The sequence below is a fragment of the Myxococcus sp. MISCRS1 genome, from assembly GCF_026626605.1.
Taxonomy (GTDB): Bacteria; Myxococcota; Myxococcia; order Myxococcales; family Myxococcaceae; genus Myxococcus; species Myxococcus fulvus.
The window spans coordinates 5,346,929-5,373,097 of record NZ_JAPNKB010000001.1 but is presented as its reverse complement, the minus strand read 5'-3'; the positions used below and the strand labels follow the sequence as shown (position 1 = coordinate 5,373,097).

Below are 26,169 nucleotides of genomic sequence, written 5' to 3'. Positions count from 1 at the left end.
CCCCGTGTCTAACCGACGAGCGCCAGCTCCACGCGTCCGAGCTGCTCGTCGGTGGAGGCCACCTTCACCGTCACCGGCATGCCCACGGTGAAGGCGCGCTCCTTGCCCACCAGCGACAGCTCGCGCGCGTCCGGACGGAACGGGCCGCCGGGCAGTCCCTCCGCGGGGAGCGTCCCCTCCGCGAGCATGCCGTCGAGCTGCGCCACCAGGCCGAAGGGCTTCACGCGGACGATGCGCGCGGAGAACTCCTTGCCCACGTGGCCCGCCAGCCACCGCGCCTCCAGCACATGGTGCCGGTCCGTCTCCGCGCGGTTGGCCGAGCGCGCCCGCATGTTGATGTGCGCGGCGAGCGACTCCACCGTCGGGTCCTCGTCCAGGTAGTCGCGGCGCCCGTGCAGGTAGCCCTTCAGCGTGCGGTGCACCGCCAGGTCCGCGTACCGACGGATGGGCGAGGTGAAGTGCAGGTACAGGGGCGCCGCGAGGCCGAAGTGCGGCCCCGGCTTCACGGTGTAGCGCGACGGGCCCAGCGAGCGGCGCAGCACCGAGCGCAGCGCCGGCTCCGCGGCGGCGCCCACAATCTGCCGGTCGAACGCGGCCAGCGCGAGCGGCGTCAGCTCCCGTCCGAAGCCCGCGGCGAAGCCCGAGTGCTCCGCGAACGCGTTGAGGTCCGCGACCCGCTCCGGGTCCGGCTGCTCGTGCACGCGGAAGACACCGGGCAGGCCGCGCGCCAGCATCCACGTGGCGATGGCCTCGTTCGCCGCGACCATGAAGCGCTCAATCATCCCGTGCGCGGACGTGGGGCGCTCGGAGACGAGGCCGGAGACCGCGCCGGTGGACGCGTCGAAGGTGAACCGCGCTTCATCTCGCGCGAACTCCATGCCGCCGCGCGCGCCACGGGCCACGGCCAGTCGCGCCGAGGCCAGGCGGAACCACGGCATGACCTCGCGCACCGGCTCCATGGGCGGAGACACCTCGCCCCGGTCGAGGAAGGCGCCCACCTCGTCGTAGTTGAGCCGCGCCCAGGAGCGGATGACGCTCTCGTACACGTCCGCCGCCGTCACCCGGCCCTGCGGGTCGATGCGCAGCTCCACCGTGAGGCAGTGCCGCTCCTGTCCCGGCACCAGGCTCAGCCAGTCCGAAGACAGTGACTCGGGCAGCATCGGCAGCACGCGGCCCGCCATGTACACGCTGGTGGCGCGCTCACGGGCCTCCGCGTCGAGCGTGGTGCCCTCCTTCACGCGCTCGGCCACGTCGGCGATGGAGACCAGCAGGCGCAGCGCGCCGTCGGGACCCGCGGGCAGCACGGAGATGGCGTCGTCGATGTCCCGCGTGGACGGCGCGTCCACCGTGACGGTGGGAACGTCGCGCAAGTCGCGTCGGGAGCCCACGGCGTGGGGCACCTCGCGCGCGAGCCGCGCGTCCTCCAGGGCCTGCGGGGAGAAGTCCTTGCTCAGGCCATGGCGCGCGATGATGCGCTCGAGCGAGCGGTCCTCGCCGGCCTCGACCTTGTAGAGCAGCACGACCTTGCCGTCGGCGATGGAGGCGACCACCGCGTCGCCGTGCTGCACGCGGGTGGCGCCGGCGTCGAGCACCCAGTCCGCGTTGCCCACCTCGCGGTCGATGCGCAGGAACAGGGCGCCCTTGCGCGAGACGACCTCGCCATAGACGCGGGTGCGGGGGCGCTCCACCAGCGACAGGTGGCTCGCCGTCCAGCGGCCGTCCGCGGCGGCCGTCACGGTGCCGGTGACGATGTCGCCGGCGAAGAGCGGGTTGAGGTCCGGGGGCGGGATGAAGGCGGACAGCACCTCGTGCGAGCCCGGGGCCTGCACGGTGAGGAAGCCGAAGCCTCGCGGGTGGACATCGATGCGGCCGGTGACGGTGCGGGGAGAAACAGGAGTATCCATGGAACCTTGGAGCGCGTCTTAGCCCAGGTCCCAGCGGGGACGGGCGATGCGGACGCGCGGAATGTGAAGTGGGAAGGAGGGCGCTGTCCGGAGGCCGGCTCACGAGGGGAGCCTGGGCTCGCTGGGAACAGCGCGCGAAACACGATGAGAACGGTGGCCCGGACGCGGGGCGACCCGTTCTCCTGACGCCCTAGTCCTCGGGCTCGTCGCGCATCGCCCGGCGCTGCTCGACCGAACCGAACAGCGTCTCCACCATCCGCTTCGCGGAGACCCCCGGAGGCATGCCGGGGAAGGTCAGGCTCTCGGCGTAGACCTCCTTGCCTCCCTCCAGAACCCGGTACGTGGCCCCCGCCCAGGCGAACAGGGTGACGTGCCCCTCCGCGTGACGCTCCACCTGGAGCTCTCCCTCCTCTGGTCCCTCACAGGCGATGTCGAGCCGGCCGCCAGGCTGCACGGTGTGCGGCATCCCCCAGGGCTCCATGACGAGCTCCACGGGTGTGTCCCGCGTGTTCTCGAAGTCGAACCACACCGTCTTCATCGCCATGCCCCACCCTCCTCAGCCAGCGCGAATCGCCCCTCGGTTTTCACACAGCCGCTCGCGCCAACACCACCCGCGCCGCATGGACACACATCACGGCACACCCTGGAAGTCTTCACGGTGGGTGCGTCCCGCGAGCGGCGCGGAGTAGGGTCGCCCCTTCGCGGTGGCGAGGGGGCCTCCGCGTCCTTCCTGACGACGGACGAAGAATGAAGACCGAGCTTGGAATCCATCTGGGCATGTCCGCGCGCACGGCCCGGAGGAACATGGGACTGACGCAGGCAGTGGTGGCCGAGCGGCTCGGCGTGGCCCGCGAGGTGTACGCGCGCCTGGAGCGCGGCCACATGCTCCCCAGCCTCCACACCCTCAAGGGCCTGTGCACCGTGCTGCGCGTGCCGCCCCATCAGCTGCTCGCCCTGGACGCGAGCATCGAGACACCCCCGGGTCGCAAGCGCCCTCCACCCACCCCGCGCGTCGAGTCCACCGCCCTGGTGGACCTCCGCAAGACGCTGCGCGGCCTGTCCCGCTCGGACCTGCGCCTGCTCAACGCCCTCGCCGCCACCCTTCCCGCAGCCGCTCCCCGCAGGCACGCCGCACCTGAACCCGACATCAAGAATTCGTTGAAGTCGGCGTGATGTCGATATTCGTGGACTTTTCTTCGACCGCGACTTTCGCGTCCGTCCGGCTGCCGGTGTAGATTCGGCGCCTTCCGATGAGTGGGACGACGCTGCCGCTCGCGCCGGATGCCTCCAGGGGCCGGTCGCTGGGCAAGTACGAGGTGCTCAGCCGCCTGTCCACGGGCGGGATGGCGGAGATCTTCCTCGCGTCGCAGCGTGGGCTCGCGGGCTTCCGCAAGCTGGTGGTGCTCAAGCAGATCCTGCCGGACATCCGGGGTGAGGAAGAGTTCATCCGGATGTTCCTGGACGAGGCCAAGGTCACGGCCGCGTTCAACCATCCGCACATCGCCCAGGTCTTCGACCTGGACATCGCCGAGGGCGAGCTGTTCCTGGCGATGGAGTTCGTGCCCGGGGCCACGCTGGTGGAGGTGGCGCGCGCGTGCCGGCAGGCCAACCACCCCATCCCCATGGGCTTCAGCCTGATGGCGGTGCGCGACACGGCCGTCGCGCTGCACTACGCGCACACCTTCACGGACCCGCTCGGCCACCCCTCGCCCGTCATCCACCGGGACGTGGCCGAGAAGAACATCATGGTGACGTACGAGGGCGTCACCAAGCTGTTGGACTTCGGCATCGCCAAGAGCCTGGCGCGCGCCAGCCGCACCGCGGTGGGCATGGTGAAGGGCACCAGCGGCTACATGTCGCCCGAGCAGATCATGGGCGACCCGCTGGACGCGCGCAGCGACCTTTTCAGCCTGGGCGTGGTGCTGCACGAGCTGCTCACCGGCATGCGGCTGTTCTACGCCAAGCAGGCCGAGGCGATGATGAACGCGGTGTTGAAGTGCGAGGTGACGCCGCCCTCTCGCGCCAACAAGCAGATACCGCCGGAGCTGGACGCCATCGTCCTGCGCGCGCTGTCGAGGCGGCGCGAGGACCGCTACGCCTCCACGCTGGAGTTCGCCCGCGCCCTGGAGCGCGCGGTGGGCCCGCTCATCTGGCACCCCGAGCAGAGCAGCGAGGTGATGCGCCGCCTCTTCGCCGACCGGCGCGAGCAGACCCGTCAGCTCCTCATCGCCGGCCCCGCCTCGGGCGACGTCACCGGCGAGACGAACGTCGCGCAGATGCTGGCCATGGGCGGCAGTCCCCCCACCGCGCCCGACGTCCCCGAGCCTCCCACCGTCAACACCACCTCCGGCCCCCCGGACTCGGCGCCGATGCCGCGTCGGGCCTCGGGGACGATTCCCACGGTGAAGTCGTCCGGCCCGCAGTCCAGCGCCCAGCCCACGCCGCGCCGGGCCACCACGACGGCGCTCCCCACGACGCCTCCACCGCCGCCGCCCCCGGACCCGGAGCCTCCTCGCAAGGCCGTGCTCCGGGCGCCGCCCCAGAAGAAGCTGGGCAGCCGGGGCGCCGGTCAGGAGCCCTCGCGTCCGCCGCCGCCCTCGGAGACGCTGCCCTCGCGGCCTCCCGACGATGAGACGCACACGGCCCGCACCCAGCCGGGGCGCCCCGCGCTGACGTCTCCCGGGCCCGCGCGCACGCCGCCTCCGCCGGCCGCGCTGACGACCTCGGGCTCCACGCGCTCCGCCGCGCCGTCCCCCGGGCCCGCGCGCACGCCGCCTCCCGCCCTCGCGCCCCTCGGCAGGGGACGACACCACGCTGCGCAACGACTCGCGTCCCCGCTCGGGCCGGACGATGGAGGCCCCGCGCGCCCAGGTGCCCGCTCCGATGCCGCCCGCCCGGAACGAGGAGACCGCCATGGTCCGCGTGGCCTCGCTCTCCTCCTCCGACTCGGGCCCGTCCCGCCGCGCCCCGGCTCCTCGTCGCAGGACCCAGGCCCAGCTGCCCGCGTCCTTACAGACGCCGGACCCGAACCTGGAGGCCACCACCAAGCCCGCGCGCTCCTTCCAGGAGAACCGGCGGACCCCCCCACTCGCGGAGGCCGAGGACAACGACTCCCATGTCCACACGCTGAACGGCGTCTCCGCGGCGCGCTCCCGGGTCGGCCTCAAGGTCCTGGCCACCGTGCTGGTGCTGCTCGCGGTGGGGACCGCCGTGGTGGGACTGGGGCTCGACGGTGGAGTCGTCTCCAACCGGGTACGGCCCCTCCTGGGGCTCGCGCCCCGCGTGACGCCGCTGCCTCCAGCGCAGGTGAAGACGCCCGGGCCTCCACCCCCACCCAAGGTGGAGAGCGCTCCCACCCAGGGTGCCCTCGCCGGCAGGCCCGTGGAGCCACCGCCCGAACCGGTGGGGCCCCCCGCTTCCGCGCCGGAAGAGGCCGCGCCGGAGGCTCCCGCCGAGACGGAGGTCGCGGACACCGCCAGCCCGGTGAGTGAGGAGAAGTCCTCGCCGCGCGCCAAGGCGCCGCGCACCCCCAACAAGCGCGCCCAGCCCCGGGACTCCGCTCCCCTGGCCACCGGCGAGCCGGGCTTCCTCACGCTGAGCACCGAGCCCCAGGCCCAGGTGTTCCTGGGCGGGCAGTTGCTGGGGGAGACGCCGCTGTTCAAGGTGAACGTGCCCTCGGGCAAGCACACCCTGAAGCTGGTGGACGAGGAAGGCAGGGCACTCAAGCTGACGGTCGAAATCAAGCCCGGCGACACCACCTCCATGAGGGTGCCGCTCGAGATGTTGTCCCGTCAGTAGCAATCGTTCCCGGCATGGTGCGTAGCCCGGCATGACGGAGCCCCTGCCGGGCTCCACGGCCCTTTGGGAGCACGCCATGAAGACCGCCCGGATGTCCCTGCTCGTCCCCCTGATGATGTTCGCCGGAGCCGCCTGGGCCGGGGACGCGCAGACGCGGGACGTCCCCGACTTCCACAGCATCGAGGTGGGCCACGGCATCAAGGCCGAGCTCAAGGTGGGCCCCAAGTCCGTGCGCGTCGAGGGCCCCGCGGACCTGCTGTCCCGCCTGGAGCTCGAGGTGGAGGACGGCGAGCTCGCCACGAAGGTGGAGCGCAAGGGCCTCCGCGACGCGTTCAACGGCGGCAAGGTTCGCCTCTTCATCACCGTGCCGCGGCTGGAGGAGGTCTCCGTCAGCGGCGGCGGCTCGGCGCAGGGTGAGGTGGCCACCTCGGAGGACTTCTCCATCGAGGCCAGCGGCGGCGCCACCATCGACCTGCGGGGCATCGACACGCGCAAGCTGGACCTGGAGGCCAGCGGCGGGGGCACCGTCCAGCTGGAGGGGCGCGCGAAGCAGCTGGACATCGAGGCCAGCGGCGGGGCGGTGGTCAAGGCGATGAAGCTCGCGGGCCTGAAGGATTTGGAGGTGGAGGCCAGCGGCGGCGCGCAGGTGGAGGCGGACCCGTCAGAGAGCCTTGAGGTCCAGGCCAGCGGCGGCACCACCGTGAAGTGCGTCTCCCGTCCCGACCGCACCCAGGTCCAGGCCAGCGGCGGCAGCCGCGTCCTCTACGCGAAGGACTGAGGCGCGGCGGGCCTTGCGCCCGCGCGAAGCGCGGCGTCTTCCACCTGGGTAGGGAAGGACACTCCCACCTGGGAAGAGGGCCACCTTGCTCCGACGGGGCGGGGCCGATTGGAATGCGGCCTCCCCCACCCCCGGAGAAGCCGCGCCATGACGGACCCGATTCCTCCACCTTCCTCGCAGGGCACCTCGGGACGCAGAGCCGCGGTGTGGAGTGGCGTGGGGCTGGCGGTGGCGCTGGCCGCGGGAGGCGCGCTCTATGTCCGGAGCGCCCGCGCGCCGAGCCCCGCGCATGACGAACACGGGCCGCATGACGGGCATGCGCACCCGGAGCTCCCCGCGCCCAAGGGCCCGCGCGCCGTGAAGTACACCGCGTCGCCGGAGGTCCTCCGCCACACGGACCGGGCCGCGCGCTTCGCCGCCAGTGGTGACTCGAAGAAGGCCCGCGAGTCGCTCGGCGAGGCGACGATGCTCGCCCCGAGCTTCGCGCCCGCGCTGCTGGTGCACGTGTGTCTGGCGCTGCAGGAGGGCAATGACCCGGAAGCCGCCGAGGTCCTGGAGCGCCTGAAGGCCGAGGCCCCTGGGAGCCCCGAGGTGGCGCTGCTGGAGGCGCTGCGTGAGCGACGGCGCGCGCCCGACGCCGGCACCTGGCAGCAGGCCTTCCGCGACGCGTGGGACAAGCTGGGCCGTCCCGACTTCCGGCAGAGCGAGCTGTTGCCGGGAGCCACGCCCCTGCCGCCGGACCCGGCCCTGGCGGACTGGGAGAAGGCCGCGTGGGCGCGCGCCACGTCCGACGACACCCGGCTGAGGCTGGCGCTGGCCATGCGCAAGCTGGAGCCGGAGCAGGCCCTGTTCCTCTTGAACCAGGTGCCCCGGCTGGAGGACCCGGACCTCTATGTGGCGGTGCGGGACGCGCTGCGCGGCGAGGCGCTGCCGGAGTCCGAGCACGAGCGGGCGCGGACCATCTTCCGCGAGAAGCTGGAGGCGCTGGTCCGGGCGCACCCGCGCTCGATGCAGCTCCAGCTGCTGCTGCTGCTGGGTGACACGGAGTCCGGCAGCGAGCTGACGGCGGCGGAGATCGACGCGCTGGAGAAGCTGTCCACGCTGCCGGCCTGGCGGGAGACGTCCTTCCACGACGGCTACGTGCGCTCGCGCGAGCTGCTGCGCGAGGTGGGGGTGCCGGACGCCAGCGCGGCGGCGATGGCGGTGTCCAAGCGCGTGCTGGGCGAGCGGGGCACGTGGATCCTGCGCACGCGCAACGTGGGCACGCGGGGCTCGCTGTCACCCGAGGGGCTCAAGCGCCTGGGTCGCATCACCCGGGACATCGGCGCCAGCCTGGTGCGGCAGCCCACGTTGGTGGAGCGGATGGCGGGCTTCCAACTGGTGCGCGGCGGGGCGCAGGACATGGGGGACGAGGCGGGCCGGGCGCTGACGTTGAAGCAAATCGAGGCGCTGGAGCAGACCCTGAAGACGTTCAACCAGACGGCGCTGGAGCGCTGGCCGGTGGCGGCGTTGACGGAGGAGCTGCTGATGGAAATCACCCGCGACGAGGTGACCTGGCTGGAGGCCTTCGTGGCGAAGGCGCCCGCGGGCACGGCGAAGGCGCGGCCGTAGGCAGGGACGAGGTGACTCGGGCCCCAGGGAAATCTCTTCCCCCCGGGGCCCGAGCAGACCCCCCACACTGCAACGGAGCCGCCGCACGCCGGACCTCCAAGGTCGTCCGGGCAACCGCACTCCTTCCACACCAGCGCCGGAACCCAGGGGGGCATTTCCGGTCAGGCCTCGCGTGGGCAAGGTGGAACACGTCCACGTCTTTCAACGCAACGATGGGGCGAAGAATATCGGGTACGCGCGGCATGTCCACCCGCAGGGTCGGTGACGCGGGGGGTGTCGTGTCAGGACGGGCGCTGAACGGGCCCTCGTTCACCATCCGTCCGGGAAAATCGCGCGGAGACCCCAGGTCGGCGATTGACAGCGGACCCGGACCCTCTCTGGCGACGCGGGTCGCGGACCGCCGACACCTGAAGCGCCGTTCATGACGCGCCGGCACGGAGCCCGGGTGAAGGCCGCCCACACCCGGAAGCGTTGTGGAGAAGTTGGGGATGACAACGCCCGTTGTCGGCGCTGTCCACGCTGTTGACGGACCTTCGCTTTGAATCCTCTGAATCCCTGACGTTTCCGAGGTTTGCGAGGGCGGGTGGCCCTGGCCACGGCGTTGCACCGGGGCGTGGGCATGCACGTCGCCTTCTACCTGCTGCTCGTCATCGGATGGTTGGGAGCCTTCGACGTCGTCTACTTCCACCACTGGCGCGGCCGGCTGCACGAGCGCGCCGAGTGCCAGCGGGAGGTCTTCTGGCACACGGCGCGGCACCTCATCTACGCGCTGCAGTTCCTCTGGGTGCCGCACGTGCGCTTCCAGGGGTGGGCGCTGGGGGCGCTGGTCGTGCTGTACGCGGCGGACGTCGGGGTCGCCTTCGCGGACGTCTGGGAGGAGAAGGACAGCCGCGCGCCGCAGGGGGGCCTGCCCCGGGGGGAGTACTTCGCGCACGTGGTGTTGAGCGTGCTGGTGGGGCTGTACCTCATGGCCACGTTCCAGGCGGTGTGGGGGGACCGGCTGCTGCCCACGGGGGTGCGGTGGGAGCCTGCCGACGTGCTGGTGGCGCTGCGCGCGCTGATGACGGTGATGGGGGTGACGGCGCTCATCACCTTCACCCGGGACGCGGGCCGGTGGTGGGCGATGCGTCGAGCCACGGGGGTGCCAACGCGTCGACCTGCGCTCCAAAGGATTGTCGCGGAGGTGCTCATCCCCGCGCCGGTGGAGGTGGTGTGGGAGCGGACGCAGGAGCCGGCGCTGCATGTGGCCTGGGACGTGCGCTTCACCTCCATCCGGTATCTGCCGGAGCAGGACGCTCGGGGGTTCCACTGGATGGACTACCGGACGCACCTGGGCTTCGGGCTCGAAATCGTGGGGTGGGGGCGCTACCTGGCGAACACGCCGAACGTGCGCTCGACGTTCGAGTTCGGCTCGGAGGACTGGCGCAGCCCCATCCTGCGGGGGCGCGGGGTGTGGCTGTACGAGCGCCGTCCCGAGGGGACGTTCTTCAAGACGGTGTTCGACTACCAGACGCGGCATGGGGTGCTGGGCGAGGTGCTCGATGCGGTGCTCTTCCGTCCCATCATGCGGCTGGGGACGGAGTGGGGATTCGAGACGCTGCGGCGGTGGTGCGCGGGAGATGAACAGGCCACGAAGCGAGGGCGTTCGCGGTGGCGGTTCGCGCTGTTCGTGCTCGCACGGACGCTGGGCAGGCAGCCTGCGCCGGACGCGGCACGGAGCTGGCTGGGTGGGGGGGCGCGTGGCACGGCGCCGGCTCCGGGGGCGCGGCTCGTGGAGGTGTCGCCGTGAGCGTGGGAGCCAGGACGTTCGAGGCGCGGGTGGCGAGTCTGGCGCGTCACGCCGACGCCCGTGAGCCGATGAGAGAGGGGGTGCTCCGGGCAGCGGCGGCTCTCGCGGAGGCACGCGAAGCCATGCCTCATGCCACGGAGGCCACGTCGCGAGAAGGCGCGCTCCAAGCGGCGGCGATTGCCGAGGCACGCGAAGTGCTGTCTCATGCCATGGAAGCAGCCTCGTGGAAGGACACGTTCCACGTGGAGGAGCTCGACGAGGCCCGTGACGCTCTCCCCCACTCGTCGCTTGAGGCACTGCACGGCTTCGTCCTGCGTCAGCGCGCCTGTCGACTGTCGCTCGGGCTGCTCGCGGACTTCTACCGGGTGAATCCATGCCGCATGGCCCAGGTGCACCTGCTCGCGGCCAGCGCCGTGACGCTGGGCCGCTTCTGGGGCGTGTCCGAGCCCTTCGCCCGTCTGGGCGCCGCGGTCATGCCGGTGGATGAGACCGGGCTGCCTCGCACGCCGGAGTGGAGCGCCTATGCGAGCGCATGCGCCGAGGGCCTGCCGATGGAGGTGCGCGACGAGCGATGGATTGAAGCCCACATGGTCGATGTCGCGCGCGGACGCGAGCTCGGTCATGAGGCGGCGTTCCTCGAGGAGGCTCGAGCCCATGAGCGCGAGCCGCTGTGGCGCCTGCTCGTCCAGCACGTGGAGATGACGCTGGGCGCGCGCTTCTTCGACCAGCACGCGCTGGCGGGCGCGGTGCCCGGGGAGAGCGCCATCGCGCACGGGCTCGCGCTCTCGGTGGTGCGACTGACGAGCGCGGGCTGGGTGCTCCTGCGTCACTACGCCTGGGCCACGCTGCGCGCGCTGTGCCTGCCGCGCTGGCATCGGGCCCCGGGCCTCGTCGGCGAGCGCCACGCGGCGTGGCTGCTGCTCTCGAGCTTCCTCACCGCGTGGACGGCGGCGGGAGTGTACCGGCGGGGCGTGAAGGCGCTGCATCGGGGACAGCGCACGAGACCCTCGGATGCCTGGTCCCTGCTCGCGAGCGCGATGGGCCCGGAGGTGTCCCGCGTGGACGAGCGGGTCATCCGCTTCTACGCCAACCCCGGCGCCTGGAACGTGCGCGCCTCGGTGACGTTCTCCTCGCGCACCGCGCGGGTGTTGGCCTGGGTCGCGACGCGACTGTCGGGCCAGGGCCTCTTCGAGCACGGGGCACGCACGTTCCCCGGACGCTTCCGGACCTTCCGCCGCGCCGATGGCTCGATGCACTTCGTCCGCGAGCTGTACTGCGACGGAGCCCTGCGCAGCTTCGACTCGGACTTCGTCCTGCGAGGCAACCAGCTCCACGAGGTCTTCGTCGAGCACGGCCTCGACCTGGCGCTGGACGTGTCGGTGCTCGACGACGGCGGCATCCGGCTGCGAGGCGGCACGCTGAGGTGGCACGGGCTGGTGCTGCCCCCCGTGGGACGCGGCGTGGAGTTCCGCATCCTCCCCTCACGCGTGGACCCCACCCGCGTGGACATCATCGGCACCTTCCGCTGGAGCTCGTCGTCCCGCGCGCCCCTGGGCTGCATCCACTACGAGGCTCAGTGGGCCGCGCCCTCGTGATGGTCGTGTCCCGGCCCACCAAAGGTCCCGGGCCAGGGCTCGTTCGCGGGCAGCAATCCCGGCATCGGGAAGCGCTGGAAGCGCGCCTGGCTGGAGGCGAACGGCGGGTCGCACTCGCCGCACGTCTCGGCCCCATCCATCATCAGCAGCGCGCCCGGCGCCAGCTCCAGCAACTGGGGCATGGTGCGCGCCTGGTAGTCCAACCGGCACTGGAACGCCTCGCTGCCGTCGGAGACCCGCACGCCCACGAGCAGCTGCGCGTCGTCCGCATCCGTCGCCGTGGTGAGCACCAGCGTCCTCGGTGGCAGCCCCGGCGTCTCCGGCCACGTCGCCAGCCGCAGCTCCTTCGTGGTGAGCGACTGTCCCGAGCGAAGCGAGTACGTCCACACGGGGCTCAGTGACGGCAGCGCGAAGCCCCGCAGCTGCGTGGGCGCGGGCGCGTTGCCCTCGTCGCCGACATTCACCGTCGTGCCCGGCGCGCTCGGCACCAGTCGCTCGCGCGTGGCCACCACGCGGCCGAAGACCTGCGGAATCGTCCCTGCCACCGAGCCATCCGCCGTGCGCAGCGCCTGCCCGCCCCGCTCCGCGAAGAGCAGCCCGTCGACCACCGCCAGCTCTCCGGCGCGCTGCCCCTGGGACTTGCGCCAGCGCGGCACCCCGTCCGACGAGAACGCCATCAACAACGAAGGCGCGCCCGCATGCAGCGGCGCCCCCACGTTCAGCGTCTGCGAGAAGGACACATACAAATCCCCCGCCGCGTCGGACACGACGCCGAAAGGGTGCGGGTGGTTGCACTCGGACAACAGCGGGTCCGTCAGCTCCTGCGCGGACACCATCTGTCCGAACGCGTCCAACACCACCAGGAAGTACATGCGGCACAACGTCTCGCGCCGCTCCCCCGCGGGATACGCCTCGAAGAGCGCCGCCAGCCGGTCCGGCGCCATCACCGCCAGCCGCGCCAGGAAGAGCGTCTCCGTGCGCTGACGGATGTCCGGCCGCGCGTCCCCCAGCGTGAAGGTCCACCGAGGCACCCCCGTGTACCGCTCCATCAGCGACACCGTGCCGTCCTCGGGCAAATCCATGCACAACAGCCGGTCATTCCACAGCATGCACCGCCGGGCCGCGTCCCGGCTCAGCATGGGCGTCGGCGCCGCCGCGTCCAGCAGCGCCGACTCGTAGAAGCCCGACAGCGTCACGTCCCCCTCGGGCCCCACCAGCAAATCATGCAGGTTGCGCGGGTACGCCGCCGCGTCGAGGCTCCAGTCCGGCGCCAGCGTCACCGCGGCGGGGCGCTCGCACACGGGCCCGCGACACCGGCCCTCCGCCTGACACGGACTGGCCGACGCGCAGACGAAGCCGTCCGGCAAGTCCCTCCGCGCGCACGCGCCCTCGATGCACACGTCCGCCGCGTCGCAGCCGCGCTCCGTCCCGCAGAAGGTGCCATCGGGCGCGTCCGCCAGGCCGCACCCGAGCTTCGGGTCGCACGTGCCCACCTGGCACGGCCCACCCCCGGGACACGGCGGCGCCGGCACCGAGCGGCACCCATCCAGCGCATGGCACGCATCCGTGGTGCACGCGTTCCCGTCGTCACACGGCCGCTCCTGCCCCCGACACCGCCCCTGCTGACAGGTGGCCATGGTGAGACACGCGCTGCCCGGGTTGCACGCGGTGCCGTCCGGCGACACCGTCTCCACGCAGCGCTCGGTGACGGGGTCGAACGTCGAGGTCGCGCAGACCACCGGGACACAGTCGGGCGTCGGCCGCGCCTCGCCCGCCAGCACCAGCTCCACGCGCCCTCCATCCGACGCGGTGCCCACCAGCCGCGACTCGAAAGTGCCGATGGCCCGGGGACCGAAGCGCACCCGCACGGGCACCTCCTCCATCCCCACGCGCGAGGGCAGCCCCTCCACCAGCGAGAACGGGGCCTCCACCGCGGTCCACGTCACGTCCAGCGGCGCGCGCCCCGCGTTGAGCACGCGCACCTCCGCCTCACGCGTGCCACCCGGATACGCGAAGGGAAAGTCGAGCCGGTCGACGGACAACCGCAGCCGACCCTGCGCGCCCACCAGCGACGGGTCCTCGCGGCACGCGACAAGCCCCGTGCCCAACACCACCGCCATCACGATGACGGCCCACCCCGCCCCGCCTGTGCTCGTCGCGCGCGCCATGGGTGCCTCCCGGACTCCAGCCCTCCGCGTATAGCCCCGGGCTCCCCGTGATGCGAGGGGTGAGCACCTCGCGCCTGTCCGCCACCGCCTCTCACGCTGCCCGCGCGTTTCGGCTGCTGAACGCTCGCGTCACGGCGCGCTCACGCCAGCACGTGGCGACACACGTTCCCTGCGTGACGACTTCCAGGACCTCCCCAGGGCCCTCACCGGACACCGCGGCGGACGCCGCGCCACCAGCACCCTGAAGTCGCAAGCTCGCCGCAGAGATGAACGTCGGACGGAATCCTCATCCACTCGGGTAATGGAAGCCGGTGGAGGCCCGGAAGGCGCGCCTTCCCGAAGACACTTCAGACCGCGGCCACGAACACCCTGTGATTTTTTCAGACGGTCGCGGCCGACCCACTCCAACCGCGCGGAATGGTTGGATCCAGGAAAGGTACGGTTCTCGCAATCGGCGCGGGCATGACCTCCGTCGCCGACACGGGCTCTACGTCCTCCCAGGCCTTCACCGTGCTCATCCCACGCAGCCTGCAAGGCACCGTGGACGGGCTGACGCCCAAGACGCGGCAGGCGCTGCTGTCGGAGCTCTTCCGCATGGCCGCGCTGGCGCACCAGGAGCGCGGCCTTTTGCCCGCGTCGGAGCCGTATGCGCTGAACCTGGACTTCGACGAGTGCCACGTCACCGTGGAGATGGACCCGTCCCGTGCCCGGCTGACCCTGGCCGGGCTCTCCCGGGCTCGAGCGCTGGGCTGAGCCCGGTGATGCGTGGAAGCAATGTCTCGACGGGCCGGCTACGAAGAATCCTGGGACCTGACCTATCTGGTCGAGCAGCTGCGCGAGCTCATCAGCCGCGACCTGCAGCTGGATGACGCGCTCGGCGAGGAGCTGGAGGACACCCTCGCGCGCCTCGTGCTGCGCAACCAGCGGCTGCGCATGCTCCAGCGGATGGTGAACGCGGAGCGCTCGGCCGAGGACCTCGAAATCCTCCGCAATGCCCTGGAGCACACGGACCGTGAACTGCTCACGGCCCTGCCCGGCCTCCTCGAGCGTCTGCGCGCCGCGCTGACCTGAGCGTCCAAGGCCCAAGGCCCCCAGCGCCTGCTGGCGCCCTGTTCCGACCTGGGAAGCTCCCGGTGTGCCCGCGAAGGCCCGGCGCGCGCCCCAGGGCCCTCCACGGCCGCCTGGCGAGGCCTGCCGGCGTGGGCTCCTGATGGCTTCGCGCCTGGAGGCCCGCGTGCCGCCGTGGGCGCCGCCCGCGTGCCCGGATGCCAGGGTGTTACAGCCGTGTGGCGCTCATCCACAGGCGCAAGTCACAGGCACCGTCTGCTTCTTCAAAAGGGAGATGGGGTATTGATCAAGTGGTGGAAGAAGTAGAGGGCACGGAGTTGGGGACAAGTCAGCAAGCTCGCGGGATGACTGACGAATTCGCGCGATGCTACATGTGGGTAAATTGGCGGTTTCCCCCGGCCACCCACAGGGGTTGATCCACGCCGGGGTTTCTCCACAGCCATCCCCCCGCTGTCCACAGGCCATCCACAGGCTCGTGGTGGATGACGGGAAGACGGTGGGTGACGGCGTGTTCTCACCGCAGGTCCGCGCCATACAAGCCTGTTATCCTCGGCGGCGTTGCGGCTCCGGTGGCGGGGCGCTGGCGAGGAGGGTTGACCCATCGATTTCTATCGGGGCGAGCGCATCGGGAAGTACGAGGTCGTCACGCAGCTGTCCGTGGGTGGCATGGCCGAGCTGTTCCTCGGCTTCACCTCGGGTCCGGGTGGCTTCCGCAAGTACGTGGTGGTGAAGCGCATCCTGCCGGACGCTCGGGACAACGAGCAGTTCGAGCGGATGTTCCTGGACGAGGCGCGCATCACCGCGGCCTTCAACCACCCGAACATCGCGCAGGTGTTCGACCTGGGGCAGGAGGAGGACGGCCTCTTCCTGGCGATGGAGTTCATCGCCGGGCAGAACCTGAACCAGATAACGAGCGCGTGCCTGCGCCACCATCGCCCGGTGCCGCTGGGCTTCACGCTGTCGGTGGCGCGCGACGTCTGCATGGCGCTGCACTACGCGCACACCTTCACCGCGCCCTCGGGCGAGCCCAGCCCCGTCATCCACCGCGACGTCGCCCAGAAGAACATCATGGTGACGTACGACGGCATGGTGAAGCTGCTCGACTTCGGCATCGCCAAGGCGAAGAACAGCCTGGAGCGCACGCACGCGGGCACGGTGAAGGGCACCACCGGCTACATGTCCCCGGAGCAGGTGCGCGGCGAGAAGCTGGATGGGCGCAGCGACCTGTTCTCCGTGGGGGTGATGCTGCACGAGATGCTCACCGGCGCGCGCCTGTTCGCGGGCAGGACGGAGCGCGACGAGATGATGAAGATCCTCGAGGCGCCCATCCCCTGGCCCTCACACGTCACGCCGCACGTGTCGGAGCAGATCTCCAAGGTGGTGATGCAGGCGCTGGAGCGCAGCCGTGAGAAGCGCTTCGCCAACGGGCGGGACATGGCGCGGGCGCTGGAGGCGGCGGCGGGGACGCTGATGCAGGACGCGGAGCACCGCGCCACCCTGATGAAGGAGATGTTCGCGGAGCGGATGGCGGCCACGCGCGCGCTGCTGGAGAGCGTGGACGGCACGGCCAGCTCGCTCATGGTGGACTCCGCGAAGCGCGCCCTGCGCGGGGATGACGGGCCGTACCTGCCGGTGCGCGAGGAGATGGCCACGCCCCGGTCGGGCAACACGCCGATGAAGGGCGGCAAGAAGCCCTCGCGCAAGGTGTCGACGGTGAAGACCGAGGCGCCGTTGCCGCCGCTGGACGGTGACGAGCTCACGCCCGCGCAGAAGCTCCGGTCCAATGTGCTCTGGGGGCTGGTGCTGCTGAGCATCCTCGGCGGAGGCATCTATGGCGCGGTGAAGCTGAGCCGCGCGCTGGATGACTCGGCGACGATGGTGCCCGTGCGGGAGGAGGAGCCGCAGGACGCCAGGCTGCGTCCCATCCAGCCGGGGGGCATGGCGGGGAATCTGGGACCGGGGCCCGATGAACCTGTTCCGGGCGCGAAGCCGGAGCCCGCGCCGAAGAACGTCGCCGCGCCGGGGGAGTCGCCGGACGAGGGCTCGAAGCCGGAGCGCACCAGGCCCTCGCGAGCCACGGGCAAGCTGACCTTCAACATCACGGGGCAGTCGGCGCCCGTGTATCTGGGAGGCAAGAAGCTCGGCGTGACGCCGCTCTTGGGGGTCTCCGTGCCGGTGGGCAAGCACACGCTGAGAATCGTCGACCCCCAGGGCAAGTCGCGCTCCCTGCCCGTGGTCATCAGCGCCGGGGAGACGACGGTGAGCAAATTCGAGAGCTGGCAGGACCTGCCCTGAGGGGTGTGAATCCGCTGCGATGACGAGGGGGCCTGTTATCTTCGCGCCCCCTCATCCTTCCTTTCGAGACCCATGGCCCCGCTCACCCTTGGCTTCCTGATGGACCCCCTCGAGACGGTGAGGGTGGACCACGACTCCACCTTCGCGCTGATGCTGGAGGCGCAGAAGCGGGGCCACCGGGTGGTCTACTTCGAGCAAGGGTGGCTGCGCTTCAACGGTCGGGTGGCGGAGGCGCGCATGCGCCACGTCACGGTGCGCCGGGAGCTGGGACGGCACTTCGACGTGCTGGACGAGGCGCCGCGCGAGCTGTCGACGGTGGACGTGTTGTTCCTGCGCAAGGACCCGCCGGTGGACGCGGAGTTCCTGCACGCCACGCAGCTGGTGGAGCTGTGTGGGGACCGCCCGCCCGTCTACATCAACGACCCGGCGGGCATCCGCGACGCGAACGAGAAGCTCTTCAGTCTGCGCTACCCGGACCTGATGCCGGACACGCGAATCACGAGGGAGCTGCCGGTGCTCCTGGACTTCATCGCGAGGAACGCGCAGGGCACCATCCTCAAGCCGGTGGATGGCTTCGGTGGCAAGGGCATCCTCTTCCTCGCGCCGGGGGACCGCAACGCGCGCTCCGCCGCGGAGCTGCTCACCAGCGGAGGCCGCGAGGCCGTCGTCGCGCAGGCGTACATCCCGGAGAGCCGACAGGGCGACAAGCGCATCATCCTGGTGGACGGTGAGCCCGTGGGCGGCGTGCTGCGCGTGCCGTCCGGGGATGACCACCGAGGGAACATGGCCGCCGGGGGGACGCCCCACAAGGCGGTGCTGTCGGCGCGCGATTTGGAGATCTGCGAGCGGCTCAAGCCGGAGCTGCGCAAGCGCGGGCTCCTGCTCGTGGGCATCGACGTGCTCGGCGACTACCTCACCGAGGTGAACGTGACGAGCCCCACGGGCCTGGTGGAGGCGAACCACCTGGACGACGTGTGCATCGAGGCCCGCGTCCTCGACGTGGCCGAGCGACTGGCGGCACGGCGCCCGAAGGCCTGAGGTCCGGGCGCGGTGTGCTGGGCCGGGGCTCGTGGTGGATGCCCCGGCCCTGTCCGCGCCATCGTTCGGGAGGGCGGGGCGCGTGCCTCCGTGGGACGTGCGGAGAGCCTCATGCCGGGCGCGGGTTACGGGTGTGACGGGATGACAGCAGCCCACCGGGGCGGGCTCCTGCGACCCCGCCCTGTCCATCGCGGATGGCCCCGGCCCTGAATCGACGTTGGTGAGGTCGTCTTCTTCGCGGGTGACCGCTGACGTCGGGAGAACAATCCGTCGACGGGCCCGTCCGGACCGATTCTCCGAGTGAAGGTGAGCTGAAGGACGGTTCAGGTTCCCGGGGCCCGACGCGGTGCGCTGAAATGAACCCTGGTTCAGGTTTCAGGGCCTGGGCGACGCGGCGCGCCTTGAATCAGGGTTGTGCGGGGGAGTCACGTTGCCGCTCGCGGCCGTCATCCCCCTTCCCCTCGACGGCCCGGGAGGCACCATGTCGTCGTGGCGTTCTCGACTCTCCTCGACGTGTTTCACCTTCACCGTGGCGCTGGGCCTGGGCGCGCTCGGCTGTGGCGGAACCGAGGTCGGCCTCTCGGGTGACTCGGTGCTCGAAAGTTCCGAGCAGGCGCTCACCCAGGTGACGGGCTTCGGTAGCAACCCGGGCAACCTGCTGATGTTCCGGCACGTGCCCTCGGACATGCCGGCCAACGCGCCGCTGGTGGTGGTGCTCCACGGCTGCACGCAGAACGCGACGGGCATGGAGCTGGGCGGCTGGACGGCGGCGGCCAACGTCTACAAGTTCTACGCGGTGTATCCGCAGCAGCAGAGCGCCAACAGCGGGACCAGCTGCTTCAACTGGTACGAAATCGGAGACACCACGCGCGAGGCGGGCGAGGCGCTGTCCATCAAGCAGATGGTGGACGCGATGAAGACCACCTACTCCATCGACGCGTCGCGGGTGTACGTGACGGGCTTCTCCGCGGGCGGCTACATGGCGTCCTCGCTGCTCGCCGTCTACCCGGATGTCTTCAGCGCCGGCGCCATCAACGCGGGCGGACCCCACCGCTGCTCCACGTCGGTGAACGCGGCCTTCACGTGCATGAGCGGCCTGGACAAGACGCCCGCGGCCTGGGGGGACCTGGCGCGCGGTGGCTACCCGAGCTACGCGGGCCCGCGGCCTCCGGTGTCCATCTGGTACGGCACCAGTGACTTCACGGTGCGGCCGATGAACGGCACCGAGGCGATGGAGCAGTGGACGAACGTGCACGGCATCGACCAGACGCCGGACACCACGGAGACGGTGGGCGGCTTTCCCCACAAGGTCTATCGCGACGGCGCGGGTCGGGCCCTGGTGGAGACGTGGGAGCTCACCGGCATGGGGCACGCGGTGGCGTTCGACGCGCAGTTCAACTTCCCGGGCAGCACCACGGCCTGCGGCTCGGTGGGCGCGTACGTGACGGATGTGAACCTGTGCTCCGTGTACCACCAGGCGAAGTTCTTCGGCCTCACGGGGGGCGGCGGCGAGCCGGGCGGTGACACCACGCCTCCCACGGTGGATGTGACGTCTCCGGCGAGGGGTGCCACAGTGAGCGGCACGGTGACGGTGAAGGTGAGCGCCACGGACGCGGTGGGCGTGGCCCGCGTGGAGCTGCTGGTGGACGGCGCTCCGGTGGCGACGGACACGGTGGCGCCGTACGAGCTTGCGTGGGACAGCCGGACGGTGGCGAACGGCGCGCACACGCTGGGGGCCCGGGCCTATGACGCCGCGGGGAATGCGGCGACGGACAACGACACGAGCGTCACGGTGGACAACGCCGGCGTGCCTCCCGCGCCCGTCACCGTGAGCTTCACGAGCATCGCGGCGGAGGACGGCTACCTGAAGGCGAACGCGGATGGCAGCGGCGCGGTGCTCGGGACGCTGACGAACCTGGCGCTCGGGCGTGGGACGGATGGGAAGTACAACCGCTCCTTCCTCTCGTTCGACACGTCGGCGCTTCCGGACGGGGCCACGGTGACGCGGGCGTTCCTCACGGTGAGCTACTCGTCGGGCTCGGGGGACCCCTGGTCCACGCCGGCGGGGAACACGTTGGTCATCGACGTGAAGTCCGGCACGTTCAACGCAGCGTCCACGGAAGGCGCGGACTGGGCGGCGGCGGCGGACGCGAGCGCGGTGGCGAGCATCGAGCGTTTCACCAGTGGAGCGCGGGCCTCGGCGGACTTCAGCGGGGCGGGCCTGGGGGCCATCAACGTGGCGGGCAGGACGCAGCTGCGGCTGCGCTTCAGCCAGGAGCAGACGGCGACGCAGTACTTGTTCGTGCGGGACTCGGCGAACGCGGTGCTGACCGTCGTGTACACACCGTGACGTGAGGCGGTCCCCGGGGTGGACGCCTGTTCGACGAGGATGCGAGCATGGCGTTCCCCCGTGACTGACTCCGCCTCACAGCCCGGCCCGGACGAGACGCTCGACTCCATCGGCACCTCGGGCGTGCGCGTCTTCCAGCGACGGGATGGGTATCGGTTCACGCTGGACGCGGTGCTGCTCGCGGCCTTCGCGGCCACGGAGTCCCCGCAGGGCTCGGGGCGGATATTGGAGCTGGGTGCGGGCAGCGGCGTGGTGTCGCTGCTGCTCGTGAAGCAGTTCGGGCTGGGGCCCGTGGATGCGCTGGAGGTGCAGCCCGCGGTGCATGCGCGGCTGACGCGGGCCGTGGCGCTCAATGACTGTGAGTCCCGGGTGCGGCCTGTGCTCGGGGATTTGCGGCGCATCCGTGAGCAGGTGACGGGTGGAGGGTATGTGCAGGTCGTGTCGAACCCGCCGTTCCGGGTGGCGGATGCGGGGGTGCGCAGTCCGGATGACGAGCGCGCCATCTCCAAGTCAGAGGTGGCGTGTGATGCCCGGGACGTGGTCGCGGCGGCGCGGTATGCGTTGGCTCCTGGGGGACTGGTGAGCCTGGTGTATCCGGCGGCGCGAGCGGCGGAGGTGCTCGGGTTGCTGGCGCAGTCGAAGCTGCATCCGCGCGTGTTGCGCTTCGTGCACTCGAGGGTGGAGGCACCGGCCACGCGCTTCCTGGTGCAGGCCGTGCGAGACAGGGACCGGGGCCTCACCGTGCGTCCGCCACTCGTGGTCCACGGAGAGGGACCCGGGGGTTACTCGGCGGAGGTGGCCGCGCTCATGGATCCGCCGCTCTCGGAGCAGGCGTAGCTCCACCTGGTGGCCGAGGCTGTGATTCCGAGACCGACGGTGCGATGGCACGTCGGACCGCCCTGCTATTGCGTCGCGAGTCTCGCGACGTCATGTGCACGGGGGCTGGATGAGCGCGCATCGCTTCATCGTGTGGCTGTTGGCACTGACCCTGGTGGGTTGTTCGAGCACGCGGGTCGTCCGACTGGACTCAGGCGAGGGCGCGCCAGAGGTCCACGTGCCCTTCGAGGACAAGGACGCGGGGCCGGTGGAGTTGGACGACGATGAGTTCGAAGAGGCCCTGGTGGTGCTCGCTCGGGACGTGAGGCCCTTCGAGCATCCGTTGAGAGAGGCCCGCGAGCGCTTCGGCGTGCCGGAGCGAAGTGGCGTGTACGAATACCAGCCGCAGAGCCTCAAGCTCATCCCGCGCGGGGACGGGGACGTCGGAGGACTCCGGTTGCTGGAGACGTACGCCGATGACGCGCTGACACGGGACTACGGGCGCTGGTGCGAGCGCAAGTCGCAGCCTGGAGACTGTCTGCGCCTGCTGGAAGAGGGACCGTTGCTGGGGAGTGACGGCCGGTACTCGTTGGCGCTGGCCATCGCGATGGACGCGGTGTGGGAGGAGACCGCGGAGGCGCTGGAGGATGCGACGGACCCCCAGGCGTTGCTGGCGACAGTGACGGCGTCCGTGAGCATGTACTTGCTCTTGTGGGCGCTGCCCGAGCCCGTGTCCAAGGGGCTGGCGGCGCTGCTGACGGCGACAGCGATTGCGTACCTGGGCGTGGACACGGTGTGGCGGGTGCTGGATGGCTGGGTGGTGCTGGTGCGCGCGGCGGACCGGGCGCGGAGCTTCGAGGAGCTCAGCGCGGCGGGAGAGGCGTACGGCGAGGTGCTCGGAGAGAACTCGGCGCGAGTCTTCATGATGCTCGCGACGGCGGCGATTGGGAGCACGGCGGGGTTGGCGGCGAAGGCGTCAGGGCTGCCGGGCTCGGCGCAGGCGGCGGTCGCGGTGGAGGCGCAGGCGGGCTATCGGTACATGGCGGTGGGCAGCGTGCGCTCGGTGGCGATGTCGGCCGAGGGCTTCACGGTGGTGCTGGCGCCTCACGCGGTCGCCATGGCGTCCTCGGAGTCGAGGAGCGGGCGCACCGAGAAGCATCACCTCGCGACGAACAAGAACAGCAAGTCCGCTGCTCGTGGAGGCCCATGGACCCCGAGGTTCAGGGACATCTTCAAGAAGGCGGGGATGGAGTTGAAGGACCCCGAGAACATCGTGCGTGTCGAGGGGCACAAAGGGCCTCACCCGGAGGAGTACCACATGGCCGTCCACGAAAGACTCCGGGATGCGACGCGCAGGTGCCGCACCGTGGTGGCCTGTCGTGAGTCACTCACCGCTACACTCAAGGAGCTGGCGAGCGAGGTCTCGACCCAGGGAACGAAACTCCACAGGCTCGTGACGGAGGGGAAGTGAGGTAGACAGCCTTCACCATGCCACGGGTGCGCTACTTCAGGCTGAACGAGGACGTCCGAGCTGGGTACTGGTACCTGGGAGATCCCCAGGACGCGCAGGGTCATGAGATCGAGGACCCTTATGTCTTCACGGCGGGACAGCCTGTCCGAGTCGAGGGTCGTCTCTCGATGCCAATCAACGAGCCAGGCAAGGCGTTGGATTTCTGCATCGCGGGCACAGGTGCGGTGCCCGTCGTCCATATCAAGATGGCTTCGCTCTTCGCGGAGTTGGCTCCGGACGACGTGCAACTCATCCCAGTCGACATCCAGGGGAAGCCGGACCAGTACCTCATCCTGGTTGTCACGAAGCGCTTTCGCTGTATCGACGACGAAGCGTCCGAAGAGGTGCGTTACTGGCTGCCCGAACATGGCCAGCCAGACCGTGTGGGTGACTACAAATCCGTGATGGGGCTTCGCATCGACCCCTCCAAGGTGGGCGATGCCAAGATCTTCCGCACGGAAGGTTGGGACATCGCCCTCATCGTCTCAGAGGACATCAAGGAGTCCCTGGAGCGGCTGAAGCCCACGGGCGCGAAGTTCACTCCCGTGTGACGGAGCGGTCGAAGGCCCGGTCGTCCACCGAGGGAGGTGCGCCGGCGCACGGGTGCCGGGGGCATGGAGCGTTCCCAACGTACTCAGGTTTCCCGGACGGGCCCGTGGCCCCCCGAGCAAGGAGAACAGGGAATGAACTCCGTGACGCTGACCGAGCAACCGGACCTCCTCAAGGCGGCGGCCTTGCTGCCTCCTCGACTGTCATTGGGCTCGACCATGGTGGTGCATGGCATCGCCAAGCTGCGCAAGGAGGGCACCGAGCAGCACGCGGGCTTCTTCGAACAGCTCGGCCTCAAGCCGGCCAGGCCCCTGGTGCTGGCCACGGGCGTGACCGAAGTCCTCGCGGGCGTGGGCGCCATCCTGGGCATCGCGACCCGACCCGCGGCGGTGGCCGTGCTCGTCACCCAGGCGTTCGCCATCGCGAAGGTCCATGGCTCCAAGGGCTTCGACAACACCAAGGGCGGCTTCGAGTTCAACCTCGCCCTGTGCGCCATCGCCCTCGGGTTGCTCCTGCGGGGTCCAGGTCGGCTGTCCGTGCACAGCGCCGTGGAGTCGAAGGTGAAGCGAAAGGAGCTCCGGCGATTCAAGCTGCTGCCACGTCAGCGCCGGGGCTCCAGGCTCCTGGACCTGCTGGGTTAGGCGTGGGCGGGTGGGTCGGCGGGGCTGCCCGCCTGCCCGCTGAAGTCACAGGCACACGGGGGCTGTCCCTGGAGGGCCCCAAGGCTCGTAAGATGCCCGAGCCATGCTCCCGTCCGCTTTCGTCCTGCTCGCGCTCGCCACCTCATCGGGCCCCTCCTCGGAGCTCGTGCCCGACGTCGCCCACAAGTTCTCCACAACGCCCATGGGCCGGAGCGCCGAGCTGTTGTCCTCGGCCGGCTCACGGTCCGTGCGCAGCGCGTGGGAGGTGGAGGCGCTCGCCAACGCCGCTCAGCGCGCCGGTGAGGAGTCAGCGCGCGCGGTGGTGAGGGGCATGGCCGTGGGCGCCAGGATGGCGAGCCCGGGACCGAGCGCGTCCTCCGCCGTGATGAGCGTGGGAGCGCATGCGGTGCGCTCCGGACTGAGCGCGTCGAGCGTGGCCGACGTGATGAGCGCGGGAGCACGCTCGGTCATGGTCTCGACGACCTCGCGAGCTCCGGTGGCCCTGGCTTCCTCGACCCCCTCGTCGACCGATTCCACGGTGCAGCCCGCTGCGGCGGGAGGTCTCTCGGACATCGGGAACGCGGCCGCGCGAGCCGGTGCCGGTGCGCTCCAGGCCGCGGTCCTGGCCTTGAGCTCGGGTGACTCGTTCGCCCCGAACCCCGAGGCCGCCGAGCTGCACTACGCCCGTGGCCTCGAGGCCCTCCAGCAGAAGAACACCCCCGTCGCCATCCAGGAGCTGTCCTCGTGCGTGAAGGCCCTGCCCACGCGCGTGGACTGCCGCTGGGAGCTGGGCTGGGCCTACTCGGTGGAAGGCCGCTGGGCGGACTCGCTCACGCAGTGGACCGAGGTCCAGAAGCTCGCGCCCGAGCACCCGGACCTCGAGACCGCGCTGGCCCAGGCCCGAGGGCAGGCCGCGCTCCAGGCGAAGCTCAACCAGTCACCCGCCGCCAGCAACCGCCCTCCCCCGCCGCTCGATGCCAAGGTCCGCATCCGCGCCGTGGGCGACATGATGCTCGGCACCACCGTCCCCGAGGGAAACCTGCCACCGGATGGCGCCAGCAGCGTGATTGCCGGTGTGCGCTCGCTGATGGAGGACGCGGACGTCACCTTCGCGAACGTCGAGGGCCCGCTGTGCGACAACGGCTCGACGAAGAAGTGCCGCTCGTCCAGGAACTGCTACGCGTTCCGTTCGCCCACGGCCTACGGCCAGGTGTTCAAGGACGCGGGCGTGGACCTCGCGTCCACGGCGAACAACCACTCGGGTGACTTCGGCGAGCTGTGCCGTCGCGAGACGGAGGCCACGCTCGATGCGCTCGGCATCGCGTGGAGCGGGCCGCCGGGCTCGGTGGCGACGGTGGAGCGCAACGGGCTGCGCATCGGCATGGTGGCGTTCCACACGTCGCCCTCGTGCAACCACCTCAACAACACGGAGACCGCCACGGCGCTGGTGCGCGCGGCGGCCGTCGAGCACGACATCGTCATCGTCTCCTTCCACGGTGGCGCGGAGGGTGGCAAGGCGCTGCATGTCCCGCAGGGCCGTGAGATGTTCTTCGGCGAGGACCGAGGTGACTTGAGGCTCTTCACGCACGCGATGGTGGACGCGGGTGCGCACGTGGTCATCGGCCACGGTCCCCACGTCGTGCGCGGCATGGAGTTCTACAAGGGCCGCCTCATCGCGTACTCGCTGGGGAACTTCGCGACCTATGGGCGGTTCAACCTGAAGGGTCCGCAGGGGCTCGGCATGGTGCTCGAGGTGGAACTGGACCGCGAGGGTGCCTTCACCGGCGGTCGCGTGCTGGCCACGAAGCAGGTGGACAAGGGCATCGCGGTCCCCGACGAGAAGGGTGCCGTCATCAAGCTGCTGAGGGATTTGTCCGCCGAGGACTTCCCCGGCTCGGCGGCGCGCATCTCCGAGGACGGCACCATCCTCCCGAGCGGGAAGGGTCCCGTCTCCGCGCGCTCCGCTCCCGTGCGTCGCTGAGCGCGTTCCAGGTCGTGTCGCGAGGCCGAGCCCTTCGGAGGCTCGGCGCCGTCCTCCGCCGCGACGAGTCGCGCGTTGCTCCGCGTGCCGACCGCGGGTGGTGGAGGCCCGGCACCGTGTCACGACGAACGTCCCGCTTTGCTCGATGAATGGAGCGCATGGGCGGCACGAGGCCTCGTCATCCTCGCAACGTGCAATCCGTGTGACTCGTTGCTCCTCATCGAAGCCACGGTGTCACTGCGCGCCCGTCTCCGCACGCGAGCCCCGCTGTCCCGACA

Annotated in this window: 20 protein-coding genes; 17 read left to right on the top strand and 3 right to left on the bottom strand. The window is 70.8% G+C overall.

The genetic code is table 11. From position 1 onward, the window contains the following. Positions 1 to 8: 8 nt before the first annotated feature. The gene (locus OWM54_RS21300; protein WP_267698653.1) at positions 9 to 1,904 is read right to left on the bottom strand and encodes a ribonuclease R family protein; all 1,896 of its coding nucleotides are present in this window, start codon (positions 1,902 to 1,904) and stop codon (positions 9 to 11) included. 190 nt (positions 1,905 to 2,094) lie between these two features. Then, on the bottom strand, positions 2,095 to 2,448 hold the full coding sequence (locus OWM54_RS21295; protein ID WP_267698652.1) for a hypothetical protein: 354 nt from the start codon (positions 2,446 to 2,448) through the stop codon (positions 2,095 to 2,097). A gap of 203 nt (positions 2,449 to 2,651) precedes the next feature. Between OWM54_RS21295 and OWM54_RS21290 the strand changes: the two genes are divergently transcribed. The 7 genes from OWM54_RS21290 to OWM54_RS21260 all read left to right on the top strand — a co-directional run bounded on the left by OWM54_RS21290 (position 2,652) and on the right by OWM54_RS21260 (position 11,475). Beyond that, positions 2,652 to 3,077 carry a helix-turn-helix domain-containing protein gene (locus OWM54_RS21290; RefSeq protein ID WP_267698651.1) on the top strand — a complete coding sequence of 142 codons (426 nt, stop codon included), beginning with the start codon at positions 2,652 to 2,654 and terminating at the stop codon, positions 3,075 to 3,077. 77 nt (positions 3,078 to 3,154) lie between these two features. Next, complete coding sequence (locus tag OWM54_RS21285; protein WP_267698650.1) at positions 3,155 to 5,395, top strand: serine/threonine-protein kinase; 2,241 nt, start codon at positions 3,155 to 3,157, stop codon at positions 5,393 to 5,395. Beyond that, positions 5,388 to 5,702, top strand: a complete 315-nt coding sequence (locus tag OWM54_RS21280; protein WP_267698649.1) for a PEGA domain-containing protein — start codon at positions 5,388 to 5,390, stop codon at positions 5,700 to 5,702. The genes OWM54_RS21285 and OWM54_RS21280 overlap by 8 nt, the downstream gene beginning before the upstream one ends. Before the next feature lie 76 nt (positions 5,703 to 5,778). Continuing rightward, positions 5,779 to 6,480 carry a head GIN domain-containing protein gene (locus tag OWM54_RS21275; protein ID WP_223749486.1) on the top strand — a complete coding sequence of 234 codons (702 nt, stop codon included), beginning with the start codon at positions 5,779 to 5,781 and terminating at the stop codon, positions 6,478 to 6,480. A 147-nt stretch (positions 6,481 to 6,627) separates the two neighbouring features. Then, positions 6,628 to 8,091 carry a tetratricopeptide repeat protein gene (locus OWM54_RS21270; protein ID WP_267698648.1) on the top strand — a complete coding sequence of 488 codons (1,464 nt, stop codon included), beginning with the start codon at positions 6,628 to 6,630 and terminating at the stop codon, positions 8,089 to 8,091. 583 nt (positions 8,092 to 8,674) lie between these two features. Next, positions 8,675 to 9,880: an SRPBCC family protein gene (locus OWM54_RS21265; RefSeq protein ID WP_267698647.1), complete on the top strand. Its 1,206-nt coding sequence runs from the start codon at positions 8,675 to 8,677 to the stop codon at positions 9,878 to 9,880. 209 nt (positions 9,881 to 10,089) lie between these two features. Further along, positions 10,090 to 11,475: a DUF4166 domain-containing protein gene (locus tag OWM54_RS21260; RefSeq protein ID WP_267698646.1), complete on the top strand. Its 1,386-nt coding sequence runs from the start codon at positions 10,090 to 10,092 to the stop codon at positions 11,473 to 11,475. Here OWM54_RS21260 and OWM54_RS21255 read toward each other — a convergent pair. Continuing rightward, positions 11,454 to 13,643 carry a tenascin-X gene (locus OWM54_RS21255; protein WP_223749489.1) on the bottom strand — a complete coding sequence of 730 codons (2,190 nt, stop codon included), beginning with the start codon at positions 13,641 to 13,643 and terminating at the stop codon, positions 11,454 to 11,456. The genes OWM54_RS21260 and OWM54_RS21255 overlap by 22 nt on opposite strands. A 462-nt stretch (positions 13,644 to 14,105) precedes the next feature. On the opposite strand from OWM54_RS21255, the gene OWM54_RS21250 reads away from it, so the two are divergent. The 10 genes from OWM54_RS21250 (at position 14,106) to OWM54_RS21205 (ending at position 25,891) form a co-directional block, all read left to right on the top strand. Beyond that, positions 14,106 to 14,396 (top strand): hypothetical protein, encoded by a 291-nt coding sequence (locus OWM54_RS21250; RefSeq protein WP_141325272.1) that lies wholly within the window; start codon positions 14,106 to 14,108, stop codon positions 14,394 to 14,396. 21 nt (positions 14,397 to 14,417) lie between these two features. After that, on the top strand, positions 14,418 to 14,714 hold the full coding sequence (locus OWM54_RS21245; RefSeq protein ID WP_141325271.1) for a hypothetical protein: 297 nt from the start codon (positions 14,418 to 14,420) through the stop codon (positions 14,712 to 14,714). A gap of 663 nt (positions 14,715 to 15,377) precedes the next feature. Next, positions 15,378 to 17,006: a protein kinase domain-containing protein gene (locus OWM54_RS21240; RefSeq protein WP_420715339.1), complete on the top strand. Its 1,629-nt coding sequence runs from the start codon at positions 15,378 to 15,380 to the stop codon at positions 17,004 to 17,006. Positions 17,007 to 17,078: 72 nt separating this feature from the next. Further along, positions 17,079 to 18,044, top strand: a complete 966-nt coding sequence (gshB, locus tag OWM54_RS21235; RefSeq protein WP_267698645.1) for a glutathione synthase — start codon at positions 17,079 to 17,081, stop codon at positions 18,042 to 18,044. 481 nt (positions 18,045 to 18,525) lie between these two features. Further along, the gene (locus OWM54_RS21230) at positions 18,526 to 20,394 is read left to right on the top strand and encodes a PHB depolymerase family esterase (protein ID WP_267698644.1); all 1,869 of its coding nucleotides are present in this window, start codon (positions 18,526 to 18,528) and stop codon (positions 20,392 to 20,394) included. 60 nt (positions 20,395 to 20,454) lie between these two features. After that, positions 20,455 to 21,231: a tRNA1(Val) (adenine(37)-N6)-methyltransferase gene (locus tag OWM54_RS21225; RefSeq protein ID WP_223749493.1), complete on the top strand. Its 777-nt coding sequence runs from the start codon at positions 20,455 to 20,457 to the stop codon at positions 21,229 to 21,231. A gap of 109 nt (positions 21,232 to 21,340) precedes the next feature. After that, entirely contained in the window at positions 21,341 to 22,681 is a 1,341-nt protein-coding gene (locus tag OWM54_RS21220) for an AHH domain-containing protein (RefSeq protein ID WP_267698643.1), read from the top strand. Positions 22,682 to 22,698: 17 nt separating this feature from the next. Further along, on the top strand, positions 22,699 to 23,271 hold the full coding sequence (locus tag OWM54_RS21215; protein WP_223749495.1) for an imm11 family protein: 573 nt from the start codon (positions 22,699 to 22,701) through the stop codon (positions 23,269 to 23,271). A 132-nt stretch (positions 23,272 to 23,403) separates the two neighbouring features. Continuing rightward, positions 23,404 to 23,910, top strand: a complete 507-nt coding sequence (locus OWM54_RS21210; RefSeq protein WP_223749496.1) for a DoxX family protein — start codon at positions 23,404 to 23,406, stop codon at positions 23,908 to 23,910. A gap of 103 nt (positions 23,911 to 24,013) precedes the next feature. Next, a complete protein-coding gene (locus OWM54_RS21205; protein WP_267698642.1) occupies positions 24,014 to 25,891 on the top strand; it encodes a CapA family protein in 1,878 nt (625 codons plus the stop codon). Positions 25,892 to 26,169: the final 278 nt, after the last annotated feature.